General features: G+C 39.9%; 15 protein-coding genes and 1 tRNA gene. 8 read left to right on the top strand and 8 right to left on the bottom strand.

The features are described from left to right. Nucleotides 1–167: 167 nt before the first annotated feature. Nucleotides 168–1,193 carry a LacI family DNA-binding transcriptional regulator gene (locus GSF09_RS03880; RefSeq protein ID WP_159799627.1) on the top strand — a complete coding sequence of 342 codons (1,026 nt, stop codon included), beginning with the start codon at nt 168–170 and terminating at the stop codon, nt 1,191–1,193. 125 nt (nt 1,194–1,318) lie between these two features. On the opposite strand, the gene GSF09_RS03875 is transcribed toward GSF09_RS03880, so the two are convergent. Genes GSF09_RS03875 through GSF09_RS03865 form a run of 3 tightly spaced genes read right to left on the bottom strand, consistent with a single transcriptional unit; the run spans nt 1,319 to nt 6,123 of the window. Then, nucleotides 1,319–2,635, bottom strand: a complete 1,317-nt coding sequence (locus tag GSF09_RS03875) for a serine hydrolase (protein ID WP_159799626.1) — start codon at nt 2,633–2,635, stop codon at nt 1,319–1,321. 21 nt (nt 2,636–2,656) lie between these two features. Continuing rightward, on the bottom strand, nt 2,657–5,485 hold the full coding sequence (polA, locus tag GSF09_RS03870; RefSeq protein WP_159799625.1) for a DNA polymerase I: 2,829 nt from the start codon (nt 5,483–5,485) through the stop codon (nt 2,657–2,659). 59 nt (nt 5,486–5,544) lie between these two features. Then, nucleotides 5,545–6,123: a flavodoxin family protein gene (locus GSF09_RS03865; RefSeq protein ID WP_159799624.1), complete on the bottom strand. Its 579-nt coding sequence runs from the start codon at nt 6,121–6,123 to the stop codon at nt 5,545–5,547. A gap of 154 nt (nt 6,124–6,277) precedes the next feature. On the opposite strand from GSF09_RS03865, the gene GSF09_RS03860 reads away from it, so the two are divergent. Beyond that, nucleotides 6,278–7,507, top strand: a complete 1,230-nt coding sequence (locus GSF09_RS03860; protein WP_159799623.1) for a metallophosphoesterase — start codon at nt 6,278–6,280, stop codon at nt 7,505–7,507. Nucleotides 7,508–7,580: 73 nt separating this feature from the next. Then, entirely contained in the window at nt 7,581–7,877 is a 297-nt protein-coding gene (locus tag GSF09_RS03855) for a co-chaperone YbbN (protein ID WP_159799622.1), read from the top strand. Here GSF09_RS03855 and GSF09_RS03850 read toward each other — a convergent pair. The 3 genes from GSF09_RS03850 to GSF09_RS03840 all read right to left on the bottom strand — a co-directional run bounded on the left by GSF09_RS03850 (nt 7,874) and on the right by GSF09_RS03840 (nt 15,225). Continuing rightward, nucleotides 7,874–8,518 carry a polysaccharide deacetylase family protein gene (locus GSF09_RS03850; RefSeq protein ID WP_159799621.1) on the bottom strand — a complete coding sequence of 215 codons (645 nt, stop codon included), beginning with the start codon at nt 8,516–8,518 and terminating at the stop codon, nt 7,874–7,876. The genes GSF09_RS03855 and GSF09_RS03850 overlap by 4 nt on opposite strands. 77 nt (nt 8,519–8,595) lie before the next feature. Next, nucleotides 8,596–11,877 (bottom strand): DUF2723 domain-containing protein, encoded by a 3,282-nt coding sequence (locus GSF09_RS03845; protein ID WP_159799620.1) that lies wholly within the window; start codon nt 11,875–11,877, stop codon nt 8,596–8,598. A gap of 78 nt (nt 11,878–11,955) precedes the next feature. Next, complete coding sequence (locus tag GSF09_RS03840; RefSeq protein WP_159799619.1) at nt 11,956–15,225, bottom strand: DUF2723 domain-containing protein; 3,270 nt, start codon at nt 15,223–15,225, stop codon at nt 11,956–11,958. A gap of 147 nt (nt 15,226–15,372) precedes the next feature. Between GSF09_RS03840 and GSF09_RS03835 the strand changes: the two genes are divergently transcribed. Next, nucleotides 15,373–15,443 (top strand) — tRNA-Gln (locus tag GSF09_RS03835). A 50-nt stretch (nt 15,444–15,493) separates the two neighbouring features. On the opposite strand, the gene GSF09_RS03830 is transcribed toward GSF09_RS03835, so the two are convergent. Next, entirely contained in the window at nt 15,494–16,339 is an 846-nt protein-coding gene (locus GSF09_RS03830) for a universal stress protein (protein WP_159799618.1), read from the bottom strand. Nucleotides 16,340–16,514: 175 nt separating this feature from the next. Here GSF09_RS03830 and rimP point away from each other — a divergent pair, with 175 nt between their 5' ends. The 3 genes from rimP to infB are packed head-to-tail and all read left to right on the top strand — an operon-like array spanning nt 16,515 to nt 21,089. Next, nucleotides 16,515–16,979, top strand: coding sequence for a ribosome assembly cofactor RimP (gene rimP / locus GSF09_RS03825; protein WP_159799617.1), 465 nt, complete (start codon nt 16,515–16,517; stop codon nt 16,977–16,979). A 20-nt stretch (nt 16,980–16,999) separates the two neighbouring features. Further along, entirely contained in the window at nt 17,000–18,238 is a 1,239-nt protein-coding gene (nusA, locus tag GSF09_RS03820; RefSeq protein ID WP_159799616.1) for a transcription termination factor NusA, read from the top strand. A 52-nt stretch (nt 18,239–18,290) separates the two neighbouring features. Beyond that, a complete protein-coding gene (gene infB, locus GSF09_RS03815; RefSeq protein ID WP_159799615.1) occupies nt 18,291–21,089 on the top strand; it encodes a translation initiation factor IF-2 in 2,799 nt (932 codons plus the stop codon). A gap of 63 nt (nt 21,090–21,152) precedes the next feature. Here the strand turns inward: infB and GSF09_RS03810 are convergent, their stop codons facing one another. Next, the gene (locus GSF09_RS03810) at nt 21,153–21,542 is read right to left on the bottom strand and encodes an SPOR domain-containing protein (protein ID WP_159799614.1); all 390 of its coding nucleotides are present in this window, start codon (nt 21,540–21,542) and stop codon (nt 21,153–21,155) included. A gap of 213 nt (nt 21,543–21,755) precedes the next feature. Here GSF09_RS03810 and GSF09_RS03805 point away from each other — a divergent pair. Further along, nucleotides 21,756–22,786, top strand: a 1,031-nt coding sequence (locus GSF09_RS03805) for a c-type cytochrome (RefSeq protein WP_159799613.1), incomplete at its 3' end; no start/stop codon positions are given.

Genomic DNA, 22,786 nt, shown 5'->3' with positions numbered 1-22,786 from the left:
GTTTTTAACATATATTTTGCATTTTACTAATTAATGTGGGTGACATATGCCAGATTATTATGCTATTACCCCATGGATGTATTTCGGGGAATATCATGGTAATATGTACTTTTTCGTAGCTAAAATTTTATTTTTTTCGTTTCTTTACAGTATAAACACAAAAGGTTATGAAATCTAAAGCCACTTTAAAACAAATAGCAAAAGAGCTTAATGTTTCGGTTTCAACAGTATCTAAGGCTTTAAGCAACAGCCCCGAAATAAGCGAGCCTACAAAAATTAAAGTGCAGGAGTTTGCCAGGCTTAAAAACTATAAGCCCAATAATATTGCTGTTAACCTTAAAAGCAGGAGGTCTAAAACCATAGGGGTTATTATACCCAACATACTAAATCCTTTTTTTGCCAAAGTTTTTAGTGGTATTGAAAAAGCCGCTAATGACAGGGGATACAATGTTATTACCTGTATCTCTAACGAGTCGCTAAAAAAAGAGATACATGCAATGGATATGTTAAGCAACGGTACTATAGACGGCTTTATATTATCGGTTTCAGAGGAAACTCAAAAATTGCAGGAATTTAAACACTTTAAAGAAGCCATTGCTGACGACTTGCCTATAGTTATGTTCGACAGGATTTCGGATGAGGTAAACTGTGATAAGGTAATTGTAGATGATTTTGATTCTGCTGTTTATGCCACTAACCACCTTATAAAGTTAAAATGCAGGAATATAGCCCTGCTTTCTACAATAGATAACCTAAGTGTCGGGAAACTAAGGGCTGAAGGATATTTATATGCCCTGAAAGAAAATGGGTATAAAGTGAACGATGCTATTATAATACGTACAGATAATATTGATGAGTATGACAGCAAATTGCAGGAATTACTGGATAATAAGGAAATAGACGGCATTTTTGCACTGGATGAGCATGCCTCGGTAATGGCTATGAAGGTTGCCATAAAAAAGGGTATTAAAATACCGGATGATATTAATATTATAGGTTTTGCCGATGGCGTGTGGTCGCGCAGGCTAACCCCAAGCCTTTCCACTGTAAGCCAGCATGGGCCGGAAATAGGCGAGGCTGCTGCCAATATGCTTATTGACCGCCTTGAGGCGAAAGAAGGTGAAGAGCCTCAATTTGAAACCCGTATTGTTAAAACCGAATTAAGGCAGAGGGAATCTACCCGAAAATTGTAATAATGATAACAAAAAGTTTATTTAAATTGTCATTCTGAACCAAGTAAAAACCTCATGCCGAATGGTGTAAGGTTTTACTTCGTTCAAAATGACATGAGTATCGCTAAGGGACTTTCAGAACAAACTTATTCCTTAGTAAACAACAATACCATACCGCCTTGTTTCAGCGTAAGGGAATTTTCCTTAAATACCATGTTTATGCCAGCAGCATCATAAACAAACTCATTATCGCTTACAGCATTAAGTTCAAAGGCGCCCTGTCCTGTTGCCTGTGCCATAAGCTTATCTTCGCTATATTTAATCTCTATTTTTAAAGGAACTCCGGGAGATGCATATGTACCTTCATAGGTTTTAAGTACTTCCGGGCTTACAGTTACAAAATTCAGGTTAGGGAACGGAAACGGCATTTTGTAATAAATGCTGAGTATGCCTATAGCTATAGCGTTAATATCATAATTTGCACCATTGGCAATAATTGCTATACCCAATTCATCTTTTTGATAGTATCCCAGCGAAGAAACAAAGCCTTCAATACCACCGTTATGCCCGTAAAACCTTCTTTCACCAAAGGAAAATGCAAATATTCCCTTGCCGTAGCCTGATTCAAGTTTTTTCATTTCTTCGAGCGATTCCTGTTTTATTATTTTTCCGTCAAATAAAGCCTTTATAAATGCGATAAGGTCACTTGGGGTAGAAGAAAGGGCACCTGCTGCAAAAGCTACCGAATCATCCCACTCCTCAAATTTTTCCCATCCGTTATTTTCATAAGAATAGGAGTAAGCCTCATTATTGGCAGGGTTTATTTTGGAATAGTAGTAAGTATCTTTTAACTTTAATTTCTTTGTTATCCTGTCCTCAATGTTTTTAGCATAAGTTTTTTTAGTAATATCTTCAATAATGTAGCCTAACAGCACATAGTTGCTGTTGCTGTATTCCGCTTTTTCACCTGGCTCAAAAACAGGCTCATAAGATGCAATGCGTGACAGCATTTGCTTTTTTGTTTGCGGTGTTGTGCAATAGGTTTTAAAAGCATCATCATTGGTATAGTTATAAATGCCGCTTTGGTGGCCAAGAAGATGCGAAATTGTAATTTTTTCAGCGTTTTTAATTTCAGGATAAAATGCAGAAAGTTTGGTAGCCAGTGTTATCTTTTTTGCCTCAATGAGCTGGAAAATAACAGATGCGGTAAACATTTTGGTTATAGAACCAATTTTATACTTAGTATTTGTATTGGCTGCAGTTTTACTCTGTACATCGGCAAAACCATAGGCTTTCTCGAATATTACATTATCTTTTTCCCGTATAGTGACAGAGCCCATAAACTTTCCATTAGAATAAAAATGGTTCATAAGGCTGTCAATACGCTGTAACCTGGGGTTTACCTGTGCAACAGCAGCAAAGGATAGTAAGAATACAAAAAAAGGGTAGAGTATTTTTTTCATATTTATTTAATATCTTTAATTTTAGTGTGCTTCCAGCCAATTTCTGCCTGTACCCATTTCCACTTCTAACGGAACATCAAGTACAAAGGCATTTTCCATTTCATGTTTTATAATGGGCTTTATGCGTTCCAGTTCTGTATTATGAACGTCAAAAACAAGTTCATCGTGTACCTGGAGCAGCATTTTGCTTTTCCAGTTTTCCTCAGTTAGTTTTTTATGGATATTAATCATGGCAATTTTAATAATGTCGGCCGCGCTTCCCTGTATCGGGGCATTAACAGCATTTCGTTCTGCTGCACCGCGCACTACGGCATTTTGGGAATTGATATCCTTTAAATACCTCCTCCTGCCGGATATGGTTTGCACATAACCGTTTTCACGTGCAAACTCTATCTGATCATTCATATACTGCCTTAATGCAGGGTAGGTTTTATAATAAGCATCAATAAGGTCTTTCGATTCCGAACGGCTTAAGGATGTCTGGTTGCTTAACCCAAAGGCAGAAACACCATATATAATACCAAAGTTTACCGTTTTGGCATTGCTTCGCTGTTCGCGTGTCACTTCGGTAAGGGCAACATTAAAAACTTTCGCTGCTGTAGAGGCATGGATATCCTCCTTATTTTGGAATGAGCGTATCATTTCAGGGTCGCCGCTTAGTGCCGCAATAATGCGAAGTTCAATCTGTGAGTAGTCGGCAGAAAGTATTGTGTATTCTTCATTACGGGCAATAAAGGCTTTACGTATCTGCCTGCCCCGCTCTGTGCGTATGGGTATATTCTGCAGGTTAGGGTTGTTGCTGCTAAGCCTTCCTGTAGCCGCTACCGTTTGCATATAATCAGTGTGTACCCGCCCGGTTAAAGGCTCAACCTGTGCAGGCAACGCATCAACATAAGTGTTTTGCAGTTTAACAAGCTGCCTCCAGTCCAGTATATCCTGTACTATCGGGTTGGTTAGTGCAAGATATGAAAGCACTTCTTCACCTGTTGCATACTGCCCTGTTTTGGTTTTTTTCTGTTTGGCTCCCCCTATTTTTAGTTTGTCAAATAGTATATCGCCCAACTGCTTTGGAGAAGCAAGGTTGAAAGATTCTCCAGCCGTTTCATATATTTTCTGCTCCAGGGCCTTTATATCCCCTGACAGTTCAGCCGATAGTTCTTTAAGATATGCAGTGTCGAGGTTAATACCTTCGCGTTCCATATCGGCAAGCACAGGCATTAACGGTATTTCTATTTTATCAAAAAGTTCCCGCGTTCCTGTATTTTCCAGCATCGGTTCAAAAACCTGCTTAAGCTGTAAGGTAATATCGGCATCTTCGGCAGCATATTCTTTTATTCGCTCAAGTTCAACATCACGCATTGATTTTTGCCCTTTGCCTTTCTTGCCAATCAGCGACTCAATGGGCATAGGGGAGTATTTTAAATATGTTTCTGCCAGTATATCCATACCGTGGCGCATGTCAGGATTAATAAGGTAGTGCGCTATCATGGTATCAAAAAACTTTCCTTTTACCGTTATGCCATAATTAGCAAGTATTTCAAGGTCATACTTTATGTTTTGCCCTATCTTCTCAATTTCTTCATTTTCAAAAAATGGAATAAATTTATTTACCAGTTCCTGCGCTTCCTCACGGTTTTCGGGTACGGGAACATAAAAGCCCTTGCCTTTTTCCCATGAAAAGGACAATCCTACCAGTTCAGCCGTAAGGGCACAAATGCCGGTAGTTTCTGTATCAAAGCTCACGCTCTTTTGGTTAAGCAAATCACGTATCAGGAAATTAATACCCATACCCTGAACAGCCTGATACACATGGTCGGTATTTTCAATAGTATTATAAAAACCGGGAGAATGTCCTGCATGCTCATCTGCTGCGCCTTCGTCAAACAGGGAAAACTGCTGTTCTGATTTTGTTATGGTTTTAGTAGGGCTGTAACCCTGTGCAGGTATATCATCAAAATCCTCTCCCTGTGAGAAAAGCTTATGGAACTGTTCTGCCATTCGGCGGAATTCCAGTTCATTAAATATGGCTTCTACTTTTTCAGTGTCAGGTTTGGAAAGCTCATAATCATGCTCATTGAAAGTAACATCGCAGTCGGTTATAATAGTAGCGAGTTTTTTTGACATTAATCCCTTCTCAGAATTAGCTTCAATATTTTCCCGCATTTTCCCTTTTAATTCGTGGGTATTGGCTAAAAGATTTTCCATAGAGCCGTATTCTTTCAGCAGTTTTTTGGCAGTTTTTTCACCCACTCCTGGTAAACCGGGTATATTATCCACAGCATCGCCCATCATGCCTAAAAAGTCTATCACCTGCTCCGGCCTTTCAATTTCAAAACGCTCCAGTACCTCCGGCACGCCCCAAATTTCTATACCGTTACCCATACGTGCGGGGCGGTACATAAATATATTTTCAGAAACAAGCTGAGCAAAATCCTTATCTGGTGTAACCATATATACCTGGTAACCCTGTTTTTCGGCTTGCTTTGCTACAGTGCCTATAAGGTCATCAGCTTCGCAGCCTGCCATTTCAATTACAGGAATGTGCATGGCCTGCAATATTTCCTGTATGTAGGGTATGGCTATTTTTATGGCTTCGGGCGTTTCATCCCTGTGGGCTTTATAATCGGCAAACATTTCAGTCCTTACCACGCTGCCCTCCTTGTCAAATGCTACTGCAAGGTGGTCGGGCCTTTCACGTTTAATAACATCAAGCAGGGAGTTCATAAATCCCATTATGGCAGAAGTGTCCATACCTTTGGAATTTATCCTGGGATTTTTTATAAAAGCGTAATAACCACGGAATATAAGTGCGTAAGCATCAAGAAGAAAAAGTCGTTTTTGTTGTGACATGGAAATTTATTTGCTGTAAAAATAAGCAAACCAAAGCACATTAAGAAGGCTGTTTATGGCTACCCGGCATATTTTGTTAACTGCCTTGCCATAGTTTCTGCTGTTTCTGCATATTCTTTCTCCAGCTTTTCTTTTATTTCCTTTTCTGTTGGGCTTTCACTCTTTTTAAATTTTTCCCACAGTACGGTAAAGCTGGCAAATGGTGGAAGCGCAATACCCATGGCGTTATAAAAATTAGCAATATTGGCAATTATGTGCTGCGCGCCATCACTGTCGCCGCTTACAATTATTCCGCCGGCTTTGCCTTCCAGCTTCGATTTTTTGCCCTGCAATATCTCATCATGTATTTCGTCCAGTCTTTCAATAACCATTTGCATTTGCGATGAATGTCCGCCCCACCATACAGGCGTGGCAAAAATTATTATATCCGCTTTTAAAATCTTTTCAAGTATTACCGGCCATTCATCGCCATTTCCCATATCAGAATAGGTGCCCGGGGTAATGTTATAATCAACAAGCCTTATAATCTCATTCTCCACATTATGCGCTGCCAGGTGCTTTTTAAAAAATTCACATAATGAAAGTGTGTTGGATTCCCTTTCTGTTTTTAATGTGGCCAGTAGTGTAATTGCTTTCATTTCAATATATTTTGTTTTTTTAAAGTTACAAAACAGCCTGCAAACAAAATATTAAAGTTTACAGCGCCATCCTAACAGATGTTAATTTAACATGCTGATAAAAAAGTAATGTAACAAAACAGTAACTTTATCCGTTATTTGAAAAAAACACTGAATGTTTCGTTGGATACTCTTTTTTGTTTTTGTGGCGGTTATAGAAATTTATGCATTTCAGGCTATAAAAACAGTAACTAAATTGCGGTGGCTGCTTTGGGGCTACCAAATAATTTCCTTCTTTATTATTTTATATATAGCTTATTCCTTCACACAATTTGACAGGAGTGTGGGGCAAACCAGGCAAACCCTTTTTACGCTTGGGCTGCTGCTTATAACCTACCTGCCTAAAATAGTTATAGCCACTATAATGCTTGGCGAAGATATTTTTAGGGTTATAGGTGGTTTTATAAGGGAGTTTCTGGGAAACAGTACCGACTCTTTCCTGCCCGAAAGGCGAAAGTTTGTAAGCCAGGCGGCACTGGGGCTTGCTGCCATTCCTTTTTTATCGCTGCTGTATGGAATGACAAAAGGGAAGTATAACTTTAAAGTGCGTAAACAAACAGTTTATTTTCCCGACCTGCCCGATAGTTTTGACGGTTTTACCATTACACAAATATCCGATATACACAGCGGGAGTTTTGATGACAGGGAAGAGATAGAGCATGCTATAAACCTTATTAATGAGCAGCAATCGGATATTATTTTATTTACTGGAGATATTGTAAATACGCACGCTGAGGAAATGAACCCGTGGATTGACACTTTCAAAAAAATTGAGAATCCGCCCTTTGGGAAATATTCCGTTTTAGGCAACCATGATTATGGCGAATATGTAACATGGCCAACCCAAAAGGAAAAGGAAGATAATTTTAAAGCCATAAAAAATCTGCACAGCCAAATTGATTTTAAACTTTTACTGAATGAGAATGTTAAGCTGGAAAAAAACGGGCAGCAGGTAGCACTGGTAGGAGTTGAAAACTGGGGGCACAGGTTTAAAAAGGCGGGCGACCTGCCAAAAGCTTCGGAAGGATTAACAGCAGAAGATTTTAAAATTTTAATGAGCCATGACCCTTCGCACTGGGAATATGAAGTGAAGGACGATGCCAATAATTACCACCTTACTCTTAGCGGCCATACACATGGATTGCAATTTGGTATTGAGATACCGGGAGTAATAAAATGGAGCCCTGTGCAGTACCAGTACAAACAATGGGCAGGCTTGTATGAAAACCTTGGAAGGTATATTTATGTAAACAGGGGTTTTGGTTTTCATGCCTATCCGGGAAGGGTAGGGATATGGCCTGAAATAACGGTGCTGGAACTAAAAAAAGGCGAAAAAATAGCTTAAGTTGGTAAAATTATTATATTTGTGTGATTTTTATTTCATAACTTAGGTTTAAAGTCAATTTAAATTAGCTTTTATGTCAAAATTCGGAGAACTTATTAACTCCTCAGTTCCTGTGCTAATTGATTTTTATACAGAGTGGAACGAGCCGTCGGTAGCAATGCACCCGGTAATAAGGGATGTTGCCGCAGCGCTTGGGGACAGGGCAAAGGTGATAAAAATTGATGTGGACAAAAACCAGGAACTGGCCGATGCACTTCGCATTAAAGGGCTGCCTACCCTAATGATATATAAAGGCGGCCAAATGGTATGGAGGCAAAGCGGTGAGCTTGATGCCAATACCATTATAGGGCTTGTACAGGAGCAGCTTTAAGCCAGCTTATCAAAATAAAATCCCTTAGCTTTTAATTGTTGTATGGCTTTAGGTAAGGCATATTCAAGATTTTTATATGCTTTTACACTGTCATGAAAAATTATGATACTGCCGCTGCGGGTATTTTCTACAACATTATTAAGGCACCTTTCAGAAGTGATTAAAGTATCGAAATCAGCACTTAAAACATCCCACATTATTATAGAATAGCCTTCCCTTTTAACCACCGCTGCCTGTGATTTTTTTATTTTGCCATACGGTGGCCTGAATAATTTTGTCCCTACTGCCCCAGCCGTAGTATTATTTATTATCTGCTCAGTATCTTTAATATTCTTCAAATAAGCATCATTTTCGGTTTTCCATCCGTTTAAATGATTAAATGTATGGTTGCCTATAGCATGGCCCCCTGCAACAACCTTATTGAAAATTTCAGGGTGCTTTTCAATATTATTGCCTATGCAAAAAAAAGTAGCTTTAATATCGTGCTCTTGTAAAACAGCAAGTACCCACTCTGTAACTTCCGGGGTAGGGCCGTCATCAAATGTAAGGTATATTTTATTCCCGTTGTTTGGCCTATCCCACACGTAACCACTAAATATCCTTTTTATAAACCAGCGTGTTTTAACCCAGTATAGCTTCATAAATTGATTATCTGAAAAAGGAAGGAGCAGTATAAATTACTGCTCCTTCAAATTTACTGAATATTATTGTTTATATATTATTCATTTTCCCTTTTATAGCGTTCAAACATCTTATTGTAAGTGTTAAACTGCTGTTTTGCCTTATTATAATATTCGGTGTCACCATTATCTTTCATTATAAGTAACAGGCTCCTGTAACGTTCTATATTGGTAACAATATCTATATGAACAGCATCCTGCCCGGAGTATTTAAGCCCTTTATAAAAAGTAAGGTTCTCCTGGTATTTTTTAATTAGCTTATCAAGCAGCTGCCTTGCTTTTGCCTGCTCACCCAACTCATAATAAGCCGATGCATATGGCTCAAGCAGGGTATAATATCCAAAATATTCAACCGGCATTTTTTCCATTGCAAGGTCAACAATCTTTTTAGCCTTATCCTTTTTGCCTTCATTTAAAAGCGACTCGGTAAGCCTCGCCAGGTTGGTGCGGTAGGTTATACTGTTTTTTCGGGTTTCAGGATCATGGTAAATATCCGGGCTGTTGCTGTTACCCCAGTCCCAGCCCAAAACTATGTCATACATTTTATCAGTATCAATATAACCCATATCAAGAGGGCTTCCATTTTCCGGAATTGGAGTTTTTACAGGTATCAGTTTATACACCATGCCGTCCAGTTCCAGATAATTTTTCATCCACAGGTAATCATCATCACCAAAACTTCCACCGGTAAAATATATTGGGCGTTCCCAGTTGTTATTCGCAACAACGTCCAGCATCATTAAGCGGTTTTTGTATAAGGCATCCCCTTTAATATCCACATCTATATAAGGAACTATGGAATCATACAATTTTGGGGATACAATTTTATGTTTTATAACCGCTTCCTTATCTACAGGTATGCGTATTTTGTTAGTGGGGTAATAATTAACTTCATGCCCGTTATTCAATTCCTTTTTAGCCCTTTCATCTTCCGAAGCAAGCACCGAAAGGAACGTTTTTATATCCCAGCGGTCTTTCCTTTCGGGAACATAAAGCATATAATCCCTTGTTCCCTGCACGTACTGGTCATGGGTAAAAGATATTGGGAGCGGCTCGCTTTCATAAGCCTTTCTTTTCATTTGGTCAATATACCAGTCTGTCATAAAAAGGCTGGTATTTACAATCCTTACATCCGTGCGGTAACCTTCAACCTCCTGTGCATACCATAGCGGGAAAGTATCATTATCTCCAATAGTAAATAATATAGCATTTTTATCGCACGATGAAAGATACGCCTTTGCCATTGCAAGTGCGGTGTACCTGCCGGAGCGGTTATGGTCATCCCAATTTTGGGAAGCCATCAGCACAGGTGCCGCCAGCAATGTTACACCTATTACAACAGGTGCTGCCAGTTTAGGCTGCAGCTTGGTTTTAATACCGTCATACAGGGCATATACACCTATGGCTATCCACATGGCGAATACATAAAATGACCCTACAAGTGCATAATCCCTCTCTCGCGGCTCAAAAGGCCTTTCATTAAGGTATATTTTTAATGCAAGTCCTGTAAACAGGAATAATGAAAGCAATACATAAAAGCTCTTTTTGTCTTTAGTGGCATGGTAATATAACCCTATAAGCCCCAATATAAACGGAAGGAAAAAATAAACATTTCGTCCCTTATTGTTTTTTTGGTCTGACGGGAGGTTATCCTGAGTGCCAAGATGCATTTCGTCAATAAACTTAATGCCGCTAAGCCAATTGCCATCCATGTTGTCATACCTGCCCTGTATATCATTTTGCCTTCCTGTAAAGTTCCACATCAGGTACCTCCAGTACATATAGCCAAACTGGTATTCAAACATATACTGCATGTTGTCCATAAACGAAGGCTTGTCTATAATAAGGTATTGCCCGTAAGTTTTTAGGAAGCTGTCATATTCTTCAAGGTCGGCCTGGCCTGTGCGGTAGGATGTTTTAAATTCGTTAATTACACCTTCAAGCTCATTCCTTACCTGTGCCATTGCCATGCCCAGTTCTTCATCGCTCATCCGGTCAATCGGCAAGCCGTATTTCATCAGTTCCCTTTCAAAATCGTAGGAAGGATTTATCCTGAAATCCAAAGGCTTTGTAAACCTCATGTAATTAACAGCATGGTCGGTACTCCACATTCTCGGCATAAGCCCTTTGTGGCTGTCGTCGCTATTTTGCTTTGCGTTTTTGTAATTATTTACGATTACATATTTACCTGTTTTATAATCCCGCTGGTAATTCGGTTTTTCATCTTTATAAGGGTTATCTGGGTCAAGTCCGGCGTAAATATCAGAAAACATAGGGCCGTAAAATAGCTTTTGCTCGCCATATTGCTCCCTGTTATAATAAGCAAGTACCTCGGCAGCATCCGAAGGCTTGTTTTCATTAATTACCACATTGGCATTGGCGCGTATCGGCAGCATTAGCCATGCGGAAAACCCTATAAATATAAAAAGCACACATAATAATATTGTATTGTATAGCGGTAGTTGCTTTACCCTTGTATATTTAAGCCCGAAGTAAAAGAACGCAATAATTACAAGTGTAATAAATATAGTACCAGAGTTAAACGGCATACCAAGGCTGTTTACCATGAAAATCTCTGTTTTACCGAACAGCGCCATAGTATATGGCAGTAAAAGCTTAAATATAAAAAGCAGTATGGCAACAATAATAACGTTGGCTATGATAAAGCTTTTAACCGTTATTTTTTCATAGTTCTTAAAGAAGTAAATAAATCCTATTGAGGGTAATGCCAGTAATGCCATAAAGTGCACCCCGAAGGATAAACCTATAACAAATGATATTATCAGAAGCCATTTGTTGCCGCGCGGGGTATGCATTTCTTCTCCCCAGCGAAGCCCAAGCCATAAAAGCAGGGCAATAAACAGCGAAGCCATAGCATAAACCTCAGCTTCCACAGCATTAAACCAAAAGCTGTCGGAAAAAGTATAGGCCAGCGAGCCTACAAATGCTGCGCCTAAAATGGCAACAGCGTTATTGTTATTAAACTCTGAAAACTTTTCGATTAAATTTTTCAATATAATGGTAAGCGACCAAAACATGAACAGGATGGTAAAGGCACTGGAAAATACCGAAACCATGTTAACCATTAATGCTACTTTATCGGGGCTGAACGCAAACATCGAAAAAAATGCGCCCACCATTTGGAATAACGGTGCTCCCGGCGGGTGGCCTACCTCAAGTTTGGCGGCAGTTGCTATATATTCGCCGCAATCCCAAAAGCTAAGCGAGGGTTCAACAGTTAAGGAATAAACTAAAAGGGCAATGCCAAAAACAGACCAGCCAAGAATGGTGTTCCATTTTTTAAAGTTGAAAGTTATCATTTATATTGAACAGTCTTGGTTAACTTATGCAAAGAAACTATTTTTTTATTTAAAAAAGGTTTAGTTGTAACGCCATTTTTATGCATCCTCCCTTTTAAAGCGTTTAAACATTGCATTATACCGGTTAAAGTCAATCCTGTGTTTTTCATAAAGCTCACTGTCATGGTTTTGCTTCATTATTATCAGCAGGTTGCGGTAGCGTTCTATATCGCCTATAATATCATTATAGGCTTGGTTTTGGCGTGGATCACCTAGGGATTTATAGTAGCTTAGCTTTTGCCTGTACTTGCCGGCCAGCTTTTCCAGCAGTTGCCTTGCATTATTTTTGTCGCCTGTTTTATAATAACCTTCGGCAAACGGCTCATACAAAAAATACAATCCGTAAGATTCCATAGGCATATTTTCCATTGCAAGATTAATTATGTCCCTTGCTTTTTCTGTTTTTCCTTCGCTTATGAGTGTATCGGTGAGCCTTGCAAGGTTTTTACGGTAATTAAAGCTATTCCTTTTCGTTTCCGGGTCAACATAAATATCAGGGCTGCCACTGTTACCCCAATCCCATTTTTTTACAGTATCATACATTTTTTCGGAATCCACATAGCCTAAATCCAAAAAGCTGTCCTCATTGTAAGGTGTTTTAACCGGTACAAGTTTATATGTCATGCCTGTAAGCTGAAGGTAATCCTTCATCCAGATATATTCCTCATCTTCAAAGCTGCCACCTGTAAAATAAATTGGGCGCTGCCAGTTATTATTGGCTATTATGTCGAGCTGTATCAGCCGGTGCTTGCCTACCGCATTGGGCAAGTCTATATCAATATACGGAACAATAGAATCATGTTTATCCTTCCCAACCACCTTTTGGGATAGCACCTGTTTGCGGTTTACAGGTATGCGTATTTTGTTGGTGGGATAGTAGTTTACATGCTGACCGTTTTCAAATTCAACAGTTGCCCTTTCATCATCGAGCTGTGTGAAAGTAATAAAATCTTTGATGTCCATCCTTGCTTCTGTCTTTGGGTTATGGATAATATAATCGCGGGTGCCATCCACATATTGGTCATGCAGGAAGGATATCGGCAGCGGCATTGAGTCATAAGCCTGCTGCTTCATCTGGTCTATATACCAGTCAGCCGAGAGATAAGTGCCGCATACCACACGCACATCGGTACGGTAACCCTCTACTTCCTGTGCATACCATAACGGGAAGGTGTCATTGTCGCCTACGGTAAACAATATGGCATTAGGCTCGCAGGAGTCGAGGTAGGCTTTTGCCATGGCAAGGGCAGTGTACCTTCCTGAGCGGTTATGGTCGTCCCAGTTTTGATTTGCCATAAGAAACGGTGCTGCAAGCAGTGATGCTGCAAGCACTACAGGGCCTGTATATTTTTTGCCGGTGTATTTTTTCAGTACATCATAAATTGCATACACCCCAAAAGCTATCCAAATGGCAAATACATAAAATGAGCCTACCAGTACATAATCCCTCTCCCTAACTTCAAAAGGTTTTTCATTTAAAAATACTTTTACCGCAAGGCTGGTAAAAAGGAAAAAGGCAAGCAGTATATAAAAGCTTTTAAGGTCTTTTTTTGCATGATATAAAATACCGATAAGCCCCAAAAGAAGTGGCAGGAAATAATACAGGTTTCTGCCTTTGTTGCCCAGCATATCGTCGGTAAGGCTGTTTTGAGGGCCAAGCCTCATTTCGTCAATAAAATCAATACCGCTAAGCCAGTTGCCTTCGTTATTGTATTTACCCTGCACATCGCTTTGCCTTCCTGCAAAATTCCACATAAAGTAACGCCAGTACATATACCCGAACTGGTAGCTGAACATAAAAGCCATATTGTCGGTAAATGAGGGCTTTTCAATGGTTAAGTATTTGCCATAATTTTTAAGGAAGCTGTCATAGCTATTTTCGTCAAGCTTGCCTGCACTGTATGCTGTTTTAAATTCAACTATAATGTTTTGCAATTCATTTTTAAGCTGGCCTGCTGCGTCGGTAGCCTGTTCAGGAGAAATTTGATTGATATCTATTCCGTAAGCGGCAAGTTCGGATTCGAATGGATAATTGTAATTTATGCTGAATTTAGGAGGCCCTGAAATTGCCATATAGTTGGCAGCGTGCCTCTCGCTTGCCATTCTCGGTAAAAATGATTTATGCGCACCGTCAGTATTCTCGTAGGCGTGCCTGTAATTATTTACAATAACATACCTTCCTGTTTTATAGTCCCTTTCATAATTTGGCTTGCTGTCGGTATAAGGATTGTTTTTATCAAGGCCTGCATAAGCAGATGTATAAAGCGGGCCATATACCAGTTTTTGTTCAGGATATTGCTCCATATTGTAATAAGCAAGTACATCGGCAGCATCATCCGGCCGGCTTTCGTTAATAACCACGTTGGCATTGGAGCGGATAGGGAGCATAACCCAAACTGAAAATCCGGCAAATAAAAACAATATGCATAATGTTATGGTATTGTATAAAACCAGGCCTTTTCGCCTTGTGTAACGTAATGAAAAAAAGAAAAAAGATGCCAGTGCAAGGGTTACAAAAACTATCCCCGAATTAAAGGGAAGCCCCATGCTGTTAACCATAAAAATTTCGGTTTTAGCGAATAAAGCCAGTGTATAAGGCATAAGCAGCTTAAAAACAAAAAGAAGCAATGCCACTATGGCTATATTGGCTATTATAAAATTTTTAAGCGTTACAGTTTTATAATTTTTAAAATAGTAAATAAGGCCTATGGATGGTATGGCCAGCAGTGCCAGGAAATGCACCCCGAAAGAAAGCCCTGTAAGCAGGCTTATTAGTAAAACCCATTTATTGCCGCCGGGTTTTTGCATGTCTTCACCCCAGCGCAACCCTGCCCAAAACAATAACGCTATAAATAATGATGCCATAGAGTATACTTCGGTTTCGGTAGCGTTAAACCAAAAGCTGTCAGAAAATGTAAAGGCAAGGCAGGCAATAAAGGAACTGCCCAATACCATTACAGCATTGCTTTTACTCTTAACTGCGTCTGGAATGAAACTACGTAGCAGCAAGGTAACCGACCAGAACATGAACAAAATGGTGAATGCACCTGCAGTTACCGAAACCATATTTACAGCAAAGGCAACTTTACTTGCCGATGGGGCAAACATGGCAAAAAAGGCACCGATTATCTGGAAAAGCGGAGCGCCCGGCGGATGCCCAACTTCTAACTTGGACGAAGTAGATATATATTCGCCACAATCCCAAAAACTAACAGTGGGCTCTACAGTCAGGCTGTAAACAATAAAAGCTGTTGCAAAAACTGTCCAGCCTAGTATAAGATTCCATTTTTTAAAGTTTAAACTGTTCATGTATTGGTTTATAATTGGTTAGGTTTCTTACAAAGAAAGCGGTTTATATCTTACACAACGGGAAAAATCTTTTTTTAATATTTTTTGTTTTAAAAAATTTGCTTTAAAAAAATTATATGCTACATTTGCACCCGCAAAGAACAAGATTGGTCCATGGTGTAATGGTAACACTACTGATTTTGGTTCAGTCATTCTAGGTTCGAGTCCTAGTGGACCAACAAAAAAACCTCTCCATTTGGAGAGGTTTTTTTATTCTTTTAAGTTGTTGTTATATTTTGAAAGTTACCACCGGCCTTACAGAGTGGTTTACAAGGTCTTCGCTTATGCTGCCGTTAAAAAAGTGGGCAAGGCCCTGCCTGCCGTGTGTGCACATGCCAATAATATCGGCATTGATGCTGTTGGCAAAATGCAGTATTCCTTTCTCTATATTTACATCATTATATATATGTGTGCTGTAGTTATTGATGCTGAATTTAGCAGCAAACTCCTGCATTAATTTCTCGGCAGAATGGGTTGACCTGAAATCATTTGGCGTGTTAATAAACACAAGGTGCAGGTGTGCATTAAAGCTGTTTGCAAATTCAACTACCTTGGCAAAAGGCTTTTTAATTTCATCTGCAAAATTAGAGGCGAAAATAAGGTTCTCAGCTTTAAATTCGGCTTCTTCCTTTTTAATTACCAGTACAGGTATGTCTGATGTCCTTACAACCTTTTCTGCATTTGAGCCTATAAACATTTCCTGAAAGCCGCTGGCACCGTGCGAACCCATAACAATAAGGTCTATACCGTGTTTCTTGCTGTGTTTTATAATACCGTCAAAAGCCCTCTCAAATTGTATGGCTTCAATCACGGTAATGCCTTCAAGATATGGTTCGTTTAAAATTTCCTCAAAGCGTTCGCGGGTTTTTTCCATAAAGAACATAACTTCTGGTATGTCATTGCTTGCGCCTACTGCGTTGCTTTCGCCTATACCGTCATTGCTTATCTGTACCGGCAACTCCAGCATGTGCAGCAGGTATATTTCGCTGTTATTTTTACGTGCAATTTGTGAAGCTACCTTTAGGGCGTATTCCGCATGTTCAGAAAAGTCGGTAGGGACTAGAATTTTTTTCATGGTTTAGATGTGAAATTTAACAAAAATTTGGTTGGAAATTTAACACAATAAAGGTAGGAATTAATTTTACATTATCCAATGATTTTCAATATATAAAAAATATTAGTATATTTGCGCAGTTATTTAATAAAAACTAAATAATGAGGGGACAGAAGTCCCCTCTTTTTATAGCATTATGACGTTTAAAGAAAAAGTAGGCCAGCTGCTTGAAGATGCACTGAATGAACGTCCTTCGCTGTTCCTTATCGACTTTACAATAACAGGTTCTAACAAGATTATTGTAACGCTGGATGGCGACAATGGTGTAACATTGCAGGACTGTATTGATGTGAGCAGGGCTATAGAGCATAACCTTGACAGGGAAGAGGAAGATTTTTCCCTTGAAGTGGCTTCGGCAGGCGCTGCCAGCCCCTTAAAGGACAAAAGACAGTATAAAAAGAATATCGGGCGCAAGCTGAAGGTTAAAACCGCTGCCGAAGAAATTGAGGCAGAGCTTACCGCGGCAGGTGCTAATTTTATAACCCTGGAATGGAAGGCCAGGGAGCCTAAAAAGGTTGGCAAAGGAAAAGAAACCGTACTGAAAAAGGCTGAAATACCTTATCAGGATATTATAGAAGCAGTTGTAGTAATTACATTTTAAAAAAATTAAAGAAGTTTGGCATGGAAAATATTGCATTAATCGATTCGTTTTCAGAGTTTAAAGATGATAAGCTTATAGATCGTGTTACGTTGATGGCGATTCTTGAAGATGTATTTAGGAATGCACTGAAAAAGAAATACGGTTCTGACGATAATTTTGATATAATTATAAACCCCGACAAAGGGGATATGGAGATATGGAGGAACAGGGTAGTGGTTGCCGATGGCGAGGTAGAAGACCCGAACTCTGAAATTTCACTTTCCGAAGCAAGGAAAATTGAGCCTGACTTTGAGGTAGGCGAAGATGTTTCGGAAGAAGTGAAGCTTATCCAACTAGGCAGGAGGGCTATACTGGCACTGCGCCAAAACCTTATTTCCAAAATACACGAGCATGATAACACCAACCTTTACAAGCAGTTTAAAGACCTTGTAGGTGATATTTATACTGCTGAAGTGCACCATGTTCGCCCAAAAGCTGTAATTTTGGTGGATGATGAAGGAAATGAGATAGTTTTGCCTAAAGAAAAGCAAATCCCATCTGATTTTTTCAGGAAAGGAGATAACGTTCGTGGTATTATTGAAAGCGTTGAGCTTAAAGGCAACAAGCCACAGATTGTTATGAGCAGGACTTCTGAAAAATTCCTTGAAAAACTGTTTGAGCAGGAAATACCGGAGGTTTTTGACGGGCTTATTACCGTTAAAAAAGTAGTAAGGATACCGGGTGAAAAAGCTAAAGTTGCGGTTGACTCTTATGATGACAGGATAGACCCTGTAGGCGCCTGTGTTGGTATGAAAGGTTCCCGTATTCACGGTATAGTGCGCGAGCTGGGTAATGAAAATATAGATGTTATCAACTATACTACCAATACGCAATTGTATATATCAAGGGCGTTGAGCCCGGCAAAAGTTTCTTCTATCAAAATAGATGAAGAGGCCAAAAGGGCTGAGGTTTTCCTTAAGCTTGACGAAGTTTCCAAGGCCATTGGGCGCGGTGGGCATAATATTAAGCTGGCAGGCTTTTTAACAGGTTATGAGCTTGATGTAATCCGTGAGGGAAGCCCTATGGAAGAGGATGTTGAATTAACCGAATTCTCGGATGAAATTGATGAATGGATAATCCAGGAGTTTGCTAAAATAGGCCTTGACACCGCACGCAGTGTGCTTAACCAGGACGTTGAAGACCTTGTTAGGAGGACAGACCTGGAAGAGGAAACCATACAGGAGGTGATGAAGATATTAAGAGAAGAATTTGAAGAGTAAGTATAAATAAATTGTTATACAACACAACAAAAGAAAATACTAAAAACATTATATGTCTGAAGAAAGAGCAATAAGAATTAATAAGGTATTAAGGGAATTAAATATTTCACTGGACAGGGCTGTGGAGTTCCTTAAGGATAAGGGCCACAATATTGATGCTACGCCAAATGCAAAGATATCCGGTGAGGAATATAATGCCCTTTACAATCAGTTTTCTGCCGATAAGGGTAAGAAAGCCGCTTCGCTTGAGGTGAGTGAGGAGAAAAAGAAGGAGAAGGAGGCGTTAAGGATTGAAAGGGAACGTGAACTGGAAGAAAAAAGAAAGCAGGAGGAAGAAAGGCAAAGGCAGGAAGTAATAAAAGCAAAAGCTTCATTGTCCGGTCCTGTGGCGGTAGGTAAAATAGACCTTAATCCTAAAAAAGCTCAGGAGCCATCTTCAGACACTCCGGCTGCGGCTAAACAGGAAGAGGTTGCTGCACCTAAAGCAGAAGAAAAACCGGTAGAGAAAAAGGAAAAGGAGCAGCCGGTGGCAGAAAAGCCAAAAGAGCAGCCTGCAAAACAGCCTAAAATAACCCCTGCGCAGCCTAAGCAGCAGCAGGAAAAAAAAGAGGCTCCTGCACAGCAACAGGCCGAAGACGATAAAATTAAAACACAATACCAAAAACTTTCGGGCACTACTTTTACGGGGCAAACCATAGACCTTTCGCAGTTTGAAAGGGCTAAAAAGAAGAAGGAAGAACCTAAAAAAGATGCCAAAGGCAATGCCGGCGGCCAGCAGGGCCAGGGGGCAGGTAATAAAAATAAAAGAAAGAGGATTACAGCAAAACCTCAGGGACAGCCCGGCGGCGGCGGACAGAACAACCAAGGTAACAGGCCTGGTGGCAAGTTTGGCGGCAAGCCTGACTTTAATAAAGGTAAACGTCCGGCTATTGTAAGCAAGGTTGAGCCTACCGAGGAAGAGGTTAAAAACCAGATTCGTGAAACGCTGGAAAAACTTCAGGGTAAAGGCAGCAAGTCAAAAGCGGCCAAGTACAGGAGGGATAAGCGTGAAAGCCATCGCCAAAGGACTGATGATGAGCAGCGAATGATGGAAGAAGGAAGCAAAGTGCTTAAGGTTACTGAATTTGTTACCGTGGGTGAAGTAGCAACCATGATGGATGTGCCTATTACCAAAGTGATATCGGTATGTATGTCGTTAGGTATCATGGTAACCATGAACCAGCGCCTTGATGCGGAAACATTAAGTATTGTTGCTGACGAGTTTGGATATGAAGTAGAATTTATAACTACCGATATAGAGGAATCTAAAGAGGTTGTTGAGGACAGGGAGGAAGACCTTGAACACAGGGCTCCTATAGTTACTGTAATGGGGCACGTTGACCACGGTAAAACATCGTTACTTGACTACATTCGTGAAGAAAATGTAATTGCCGGCGAATCGGGTGGTATAACACAGCACATAGGTGCCTATGGAGTAACATTGGAAAACGGCCAAAAAATAACTTTCCTTGATACACCGGGACACGAGGCCTTTACCGCGATGCGTGCACGTGGTGCGCAGGTAACCGATATAGCTATTATTGTTATTGCGGCTGATGATGACATAATGCCACAAACAAAAGAGGCTATAAACCATGCACAGGCGGCAGGCGTGCCAATTATATTTGCAATCAATAAAATAGATAAGCCGACAGCCAACCCTGATAAAATTAAGGAAAGGCTTGCGGGTATGAACCTATTGGTAGAAGACTGGGGTGGTAAAATACAATCCCATGACATTTCTGCTAAAACAGGTTTAGGTGTAAACGAACTGCTTGAAAAAGTACTTCTTGAAGCCGAAATATTAGACCTTAAGGCAAACCCGGATAAACCGGCTGTAGGTACCGTAGTGGAAGCTTTTCTTGATAAAGGCCGTGGTTATGTAGCCACAGTACTTGTTCAGGGTGGTACATTAAGGATAGGTGATTATGTGCTTGCAGGTAAACATCATGGCAAGGTTAAGGCCATGCATGATGAGCGTGGGCATAACATAAAAGAGGCCGGCCCTTCAACACCAATATCAATACTTGGCCTTGACGGTGCTCCAACAGCGGGCGACAAGTTTAGTGTTTATGAAGATGAGAAGGAAGCAAAACAAATTGCAGCCAAACGTATGCAGTTAATGCGTGAGCAGTCTGTACGTACACAAAGGCACATTACACTTGCAGAAATTGGAAGAAGGATTGCATTGGGTCAGTTTAAAGAACTGAATATTATCCTTAAAGGTGACGTGGATGGTTCGGTAGAGGCATTGTCAGATTCATTCTCTAAACTATCTACCGAGGAGATACAGATAAATATCATACATAAAGGGGTAGGGGCTATTACTGAGTCTGATGTATTGCTTGCTTCGGCATCCGATGCTATCATTATAGGCTTTAACGTAAGGCCGATGGGTAATGCAAAACAACTTGCCGAGAGGGAAGAAATCGACATCAGGAACTACTCAATTATTTATGATGCCATTGATGATGTTAAGGATGCGATGGAAGGTATGCTTTCGCCGGAACTTAAAGAAGAAGTTACAGGAACAGCAGAGGTTCGTGAAATATTCAAGATATCTAAAGTAGGTACTATTGCCGGATGTATGGTTACCGATGGTAAAATTTATAGAAGCTCGAAAATAAGGCTCATAAGAGATGGCGTAGTAATTTATACAGGTGAACTGGCTACATTGAAACGCTTTAAAGACGATGTTAAAGAGGTTTCAAAAGGGTATGACTGTGGTATGCAGATTAAGAATTATAACGATTTGCAACAACTTGATATTATTGAGGCCTACCAGGAAGTTGAAGTTAAGAAGAAACTATAAGTTTCAAGGTTTATAAAAAAGAAGCCCGCTCAATGAGCGGGCTTCTTTTTTATAGTTCATTTTTTATTTGTTTGGCCTTATCATTAAGGCATACGGATATTTTTTTCGGATGTCGGCTATATTCTTCTCAGCTTCAATACGGGTGTCAAAACTGCCAACCCACACTTTGTAAGTATTGTTTTCATATACTATAGTGCCTTCCATGTTCCTGAAATCACGCTTAAATTCCGACAGTGTTCTTCGTGCTTTGTCGTTATCACCGTAAAAAATCTGGATTTTATAACGGTCATTAACTATAATTGAAGGATTAAGCTTTCTTTTCTCGGCTAAAAGCTGTGTAAACCTGTCATCCTGCACAACGGTAACATCCTGTTGCTGTGCAATGCATTTTGAGCCAAAGGCAAGTGCTATAAAAAAGGTATATTTAAGGTAGTCTGATTTTAAAATTCTCATAATGAAGCTAGTTTATAACAAAAGTACAATTTAATTATTTTTGCATGCAAATGTAATTTATTTAGAATTGTTATAAATTATGCCTTAAGATTTATTTAAGGTTTGAGAATAATTCATAAGTCGTATTTTTGTGGGAGTTTTTTAAAAAGTATACTGTTTTTATAAGGTGTACAAGAAAAAATCGTACCAAAATTGTCGATAATCATTTTTAATATGAAAAAAGTGGGTAACCATACTTCGATTTCAGGAATTTTAATGTTCTGCCTGGCTTTATCACTGTCATTTTCATCTGTTACTTATGCACAAGACCAGGCTGATGCCGCCGCCGCACCCGCTCAAGAAGCTGCTGCTGCGCCTGCTGCCGGGGAGGGCGATCCTGCAAAGGGTAAAGAGCTCTTTAATTCCCTTTGTGCTGCCTGCCATAAGCTTGATGCCAAGGCAACCGGGCCTGCTTTAAGGGGGGTTGCGGATAAGCATGACAGGGAGTGGCTATATAGCTGGATAAGGAACAGTAGTGCAATGATTAAGGCCGGAGATCCGGTTGCTGTTAAGTTATTTGCTGAAAATAATAATTCGGTAATGACGCCTTTCCCGCAACTGTCAAACCAGGATATTGATAATATATTGGCATATACCTCCCAGCCAAAAGAGGCTGCTGCTCCTGCTGCTGCAGGGGGTGCTCAGCAGGTTGCTGCTAATGAAGGCGGTATTTCTAATAACCTCATACTTGGTGCTTTGGTTTTAGTACTTGCAGTGCTTATTGTGATGCTTGTTTTGGTTAACAGGACATTAAAACGAGTGGCTGCAGCAAACGGTATTGAAATTATAAAAGATGAGCCTTCAATCTCTCTTTGGAAAGCATATGCTAAAAACCAGTTCCTTGTTCTTGTGACAGTTATAGTGTTATTGCTGACGGGTGCTTATTTTGTTTACGGCTACCTTATGCAGATTGGCGTTGACCAGGGTTATGAGCCAATACAACCAATACATTTCTCTCATAAAATACACGCAGGCGATAATGGTATAGACTGTAAATATTGCCACTCTTCTGCAAGGGTGAGTAAAGCTTCAGGTATTCCGTCGCTTAATGTGTGTATGAACTGCCACAAAAACATTTCTGAATTCCAGGGGGATAAAGATTCTGTTTATGTTGAGTATTCCAAAGAGTTTTATACAGCCGAAATACAAAAACTTTACAATGCTGTTGGCTGGGATAAAACCGCACAGAAATATACAGGAAAGCA

Origin of the sequence: Flavobacterium sp. MK4S-17 (assembly GCF_009848495.1) — a bacterium.
In the GTDB taxonomy this organism is placed as follows: domain Bacteria; phylum Bacteroidota; class Bacteroidia; order Flavobacteriales; family Flavobacteriaceae; genus Flavobacterium.
Note: the sequence above shows the minus strand (reverse complement) of the source record. Positions and strands in the feature narration are given on the sequence as shown.

Coding starts and splice junctions, on each gene's coding strand:
- GSF09_RS03880 (WP_159799627.1), top strand. CDS start 168: ATGAAATCTAAAGCCACTTTAAAACAAATAGCAAAAGAGCTTAATGTT.
- GSF09_RS03875 (WP_159799626.1), bottom strand. CDS start 2,635: ATGAAAAAAATACTCTACCCTTTTTTTGTATTCTTACTATCCTTTGCT.
- polA (WP_159799625.1), bottom strand. CDS start 5,485: ATGTCACAACAAAAACGACTTTTTCTTCTTGATGCTTACGCACTTATA.
- GSF09_RS03865 (WP_159799624.1), bottom strand. CDS start 6,123: ATGAAAGCAATTACACTACTGGCCACATTAAAAACAGAAAGGGAATCC.
- GSF09_RS03860 (WP_159799623.1), top strand. CDS start 6,278: ATGTTTCGTTGGATACTCTTTTTTGTTTTTGTGGCGGTTATAGAAATT.
- GSF09_RS03855 (WP_159799622.1), top strand. CDS start 7,581: ATGTCAAAATTCGGAGAACTTATTAACTCCTCAGTTCCTGTGCTAATT.
- GSF09_RS03850 (WP_159799621.1), bottom strand. CDS start 8,518: ATGAAGCTATACTGGGTTAAAACACGCTGGTTTATAAAAAGGATATTT.
- GSF09_RS03845 (WP_159799620.1), bottom strand. CDS start 11,877: ATGATAACTTTCAACTTTAAAAAATGGAACACCATTCTTGGCTGGTCT.
- GSF09_RS03840 (WP_159799619.1), bottom strand. CDS start 15,225: ATGAACAGTTTAAACTTTAAAAAATGGAATCTTATACTAGGCTGGACA.
- GSF09_RS03830 (WP_159799618.1), bottom strand. CDS start 16,339: ATGAAAAAAATTCTAGTCCCTACCGACTTTTCTGAACATGCGGAATAC.
- rimP (WP_159799617.1), top strand. CDS start 16,515: ATGACGTTTAAAGAAAAAGTAGGCCAGCTGCTTGAAGATGCACTGAAT.
- nusA (WP_159799616.1), top strand. CDS start 17,000: ATGGAAAATATTGCATTAATCGATTCGTTTTCAGAGTTTAAAGATGAT.
- infB (WP_159799615.1), top strand. CDS start 18,291: ATGTCTGAAGAAAGAGCAATAAGAATTAATAAGGTATTAAGGGAATTA.
- GSF09_RS03810 (WP_159799614.1), bottom strand. CDS start 21,542: ATGAGAATTTTAAAATCAGACTACCTTAAATATACCTTTTTTATAGCA.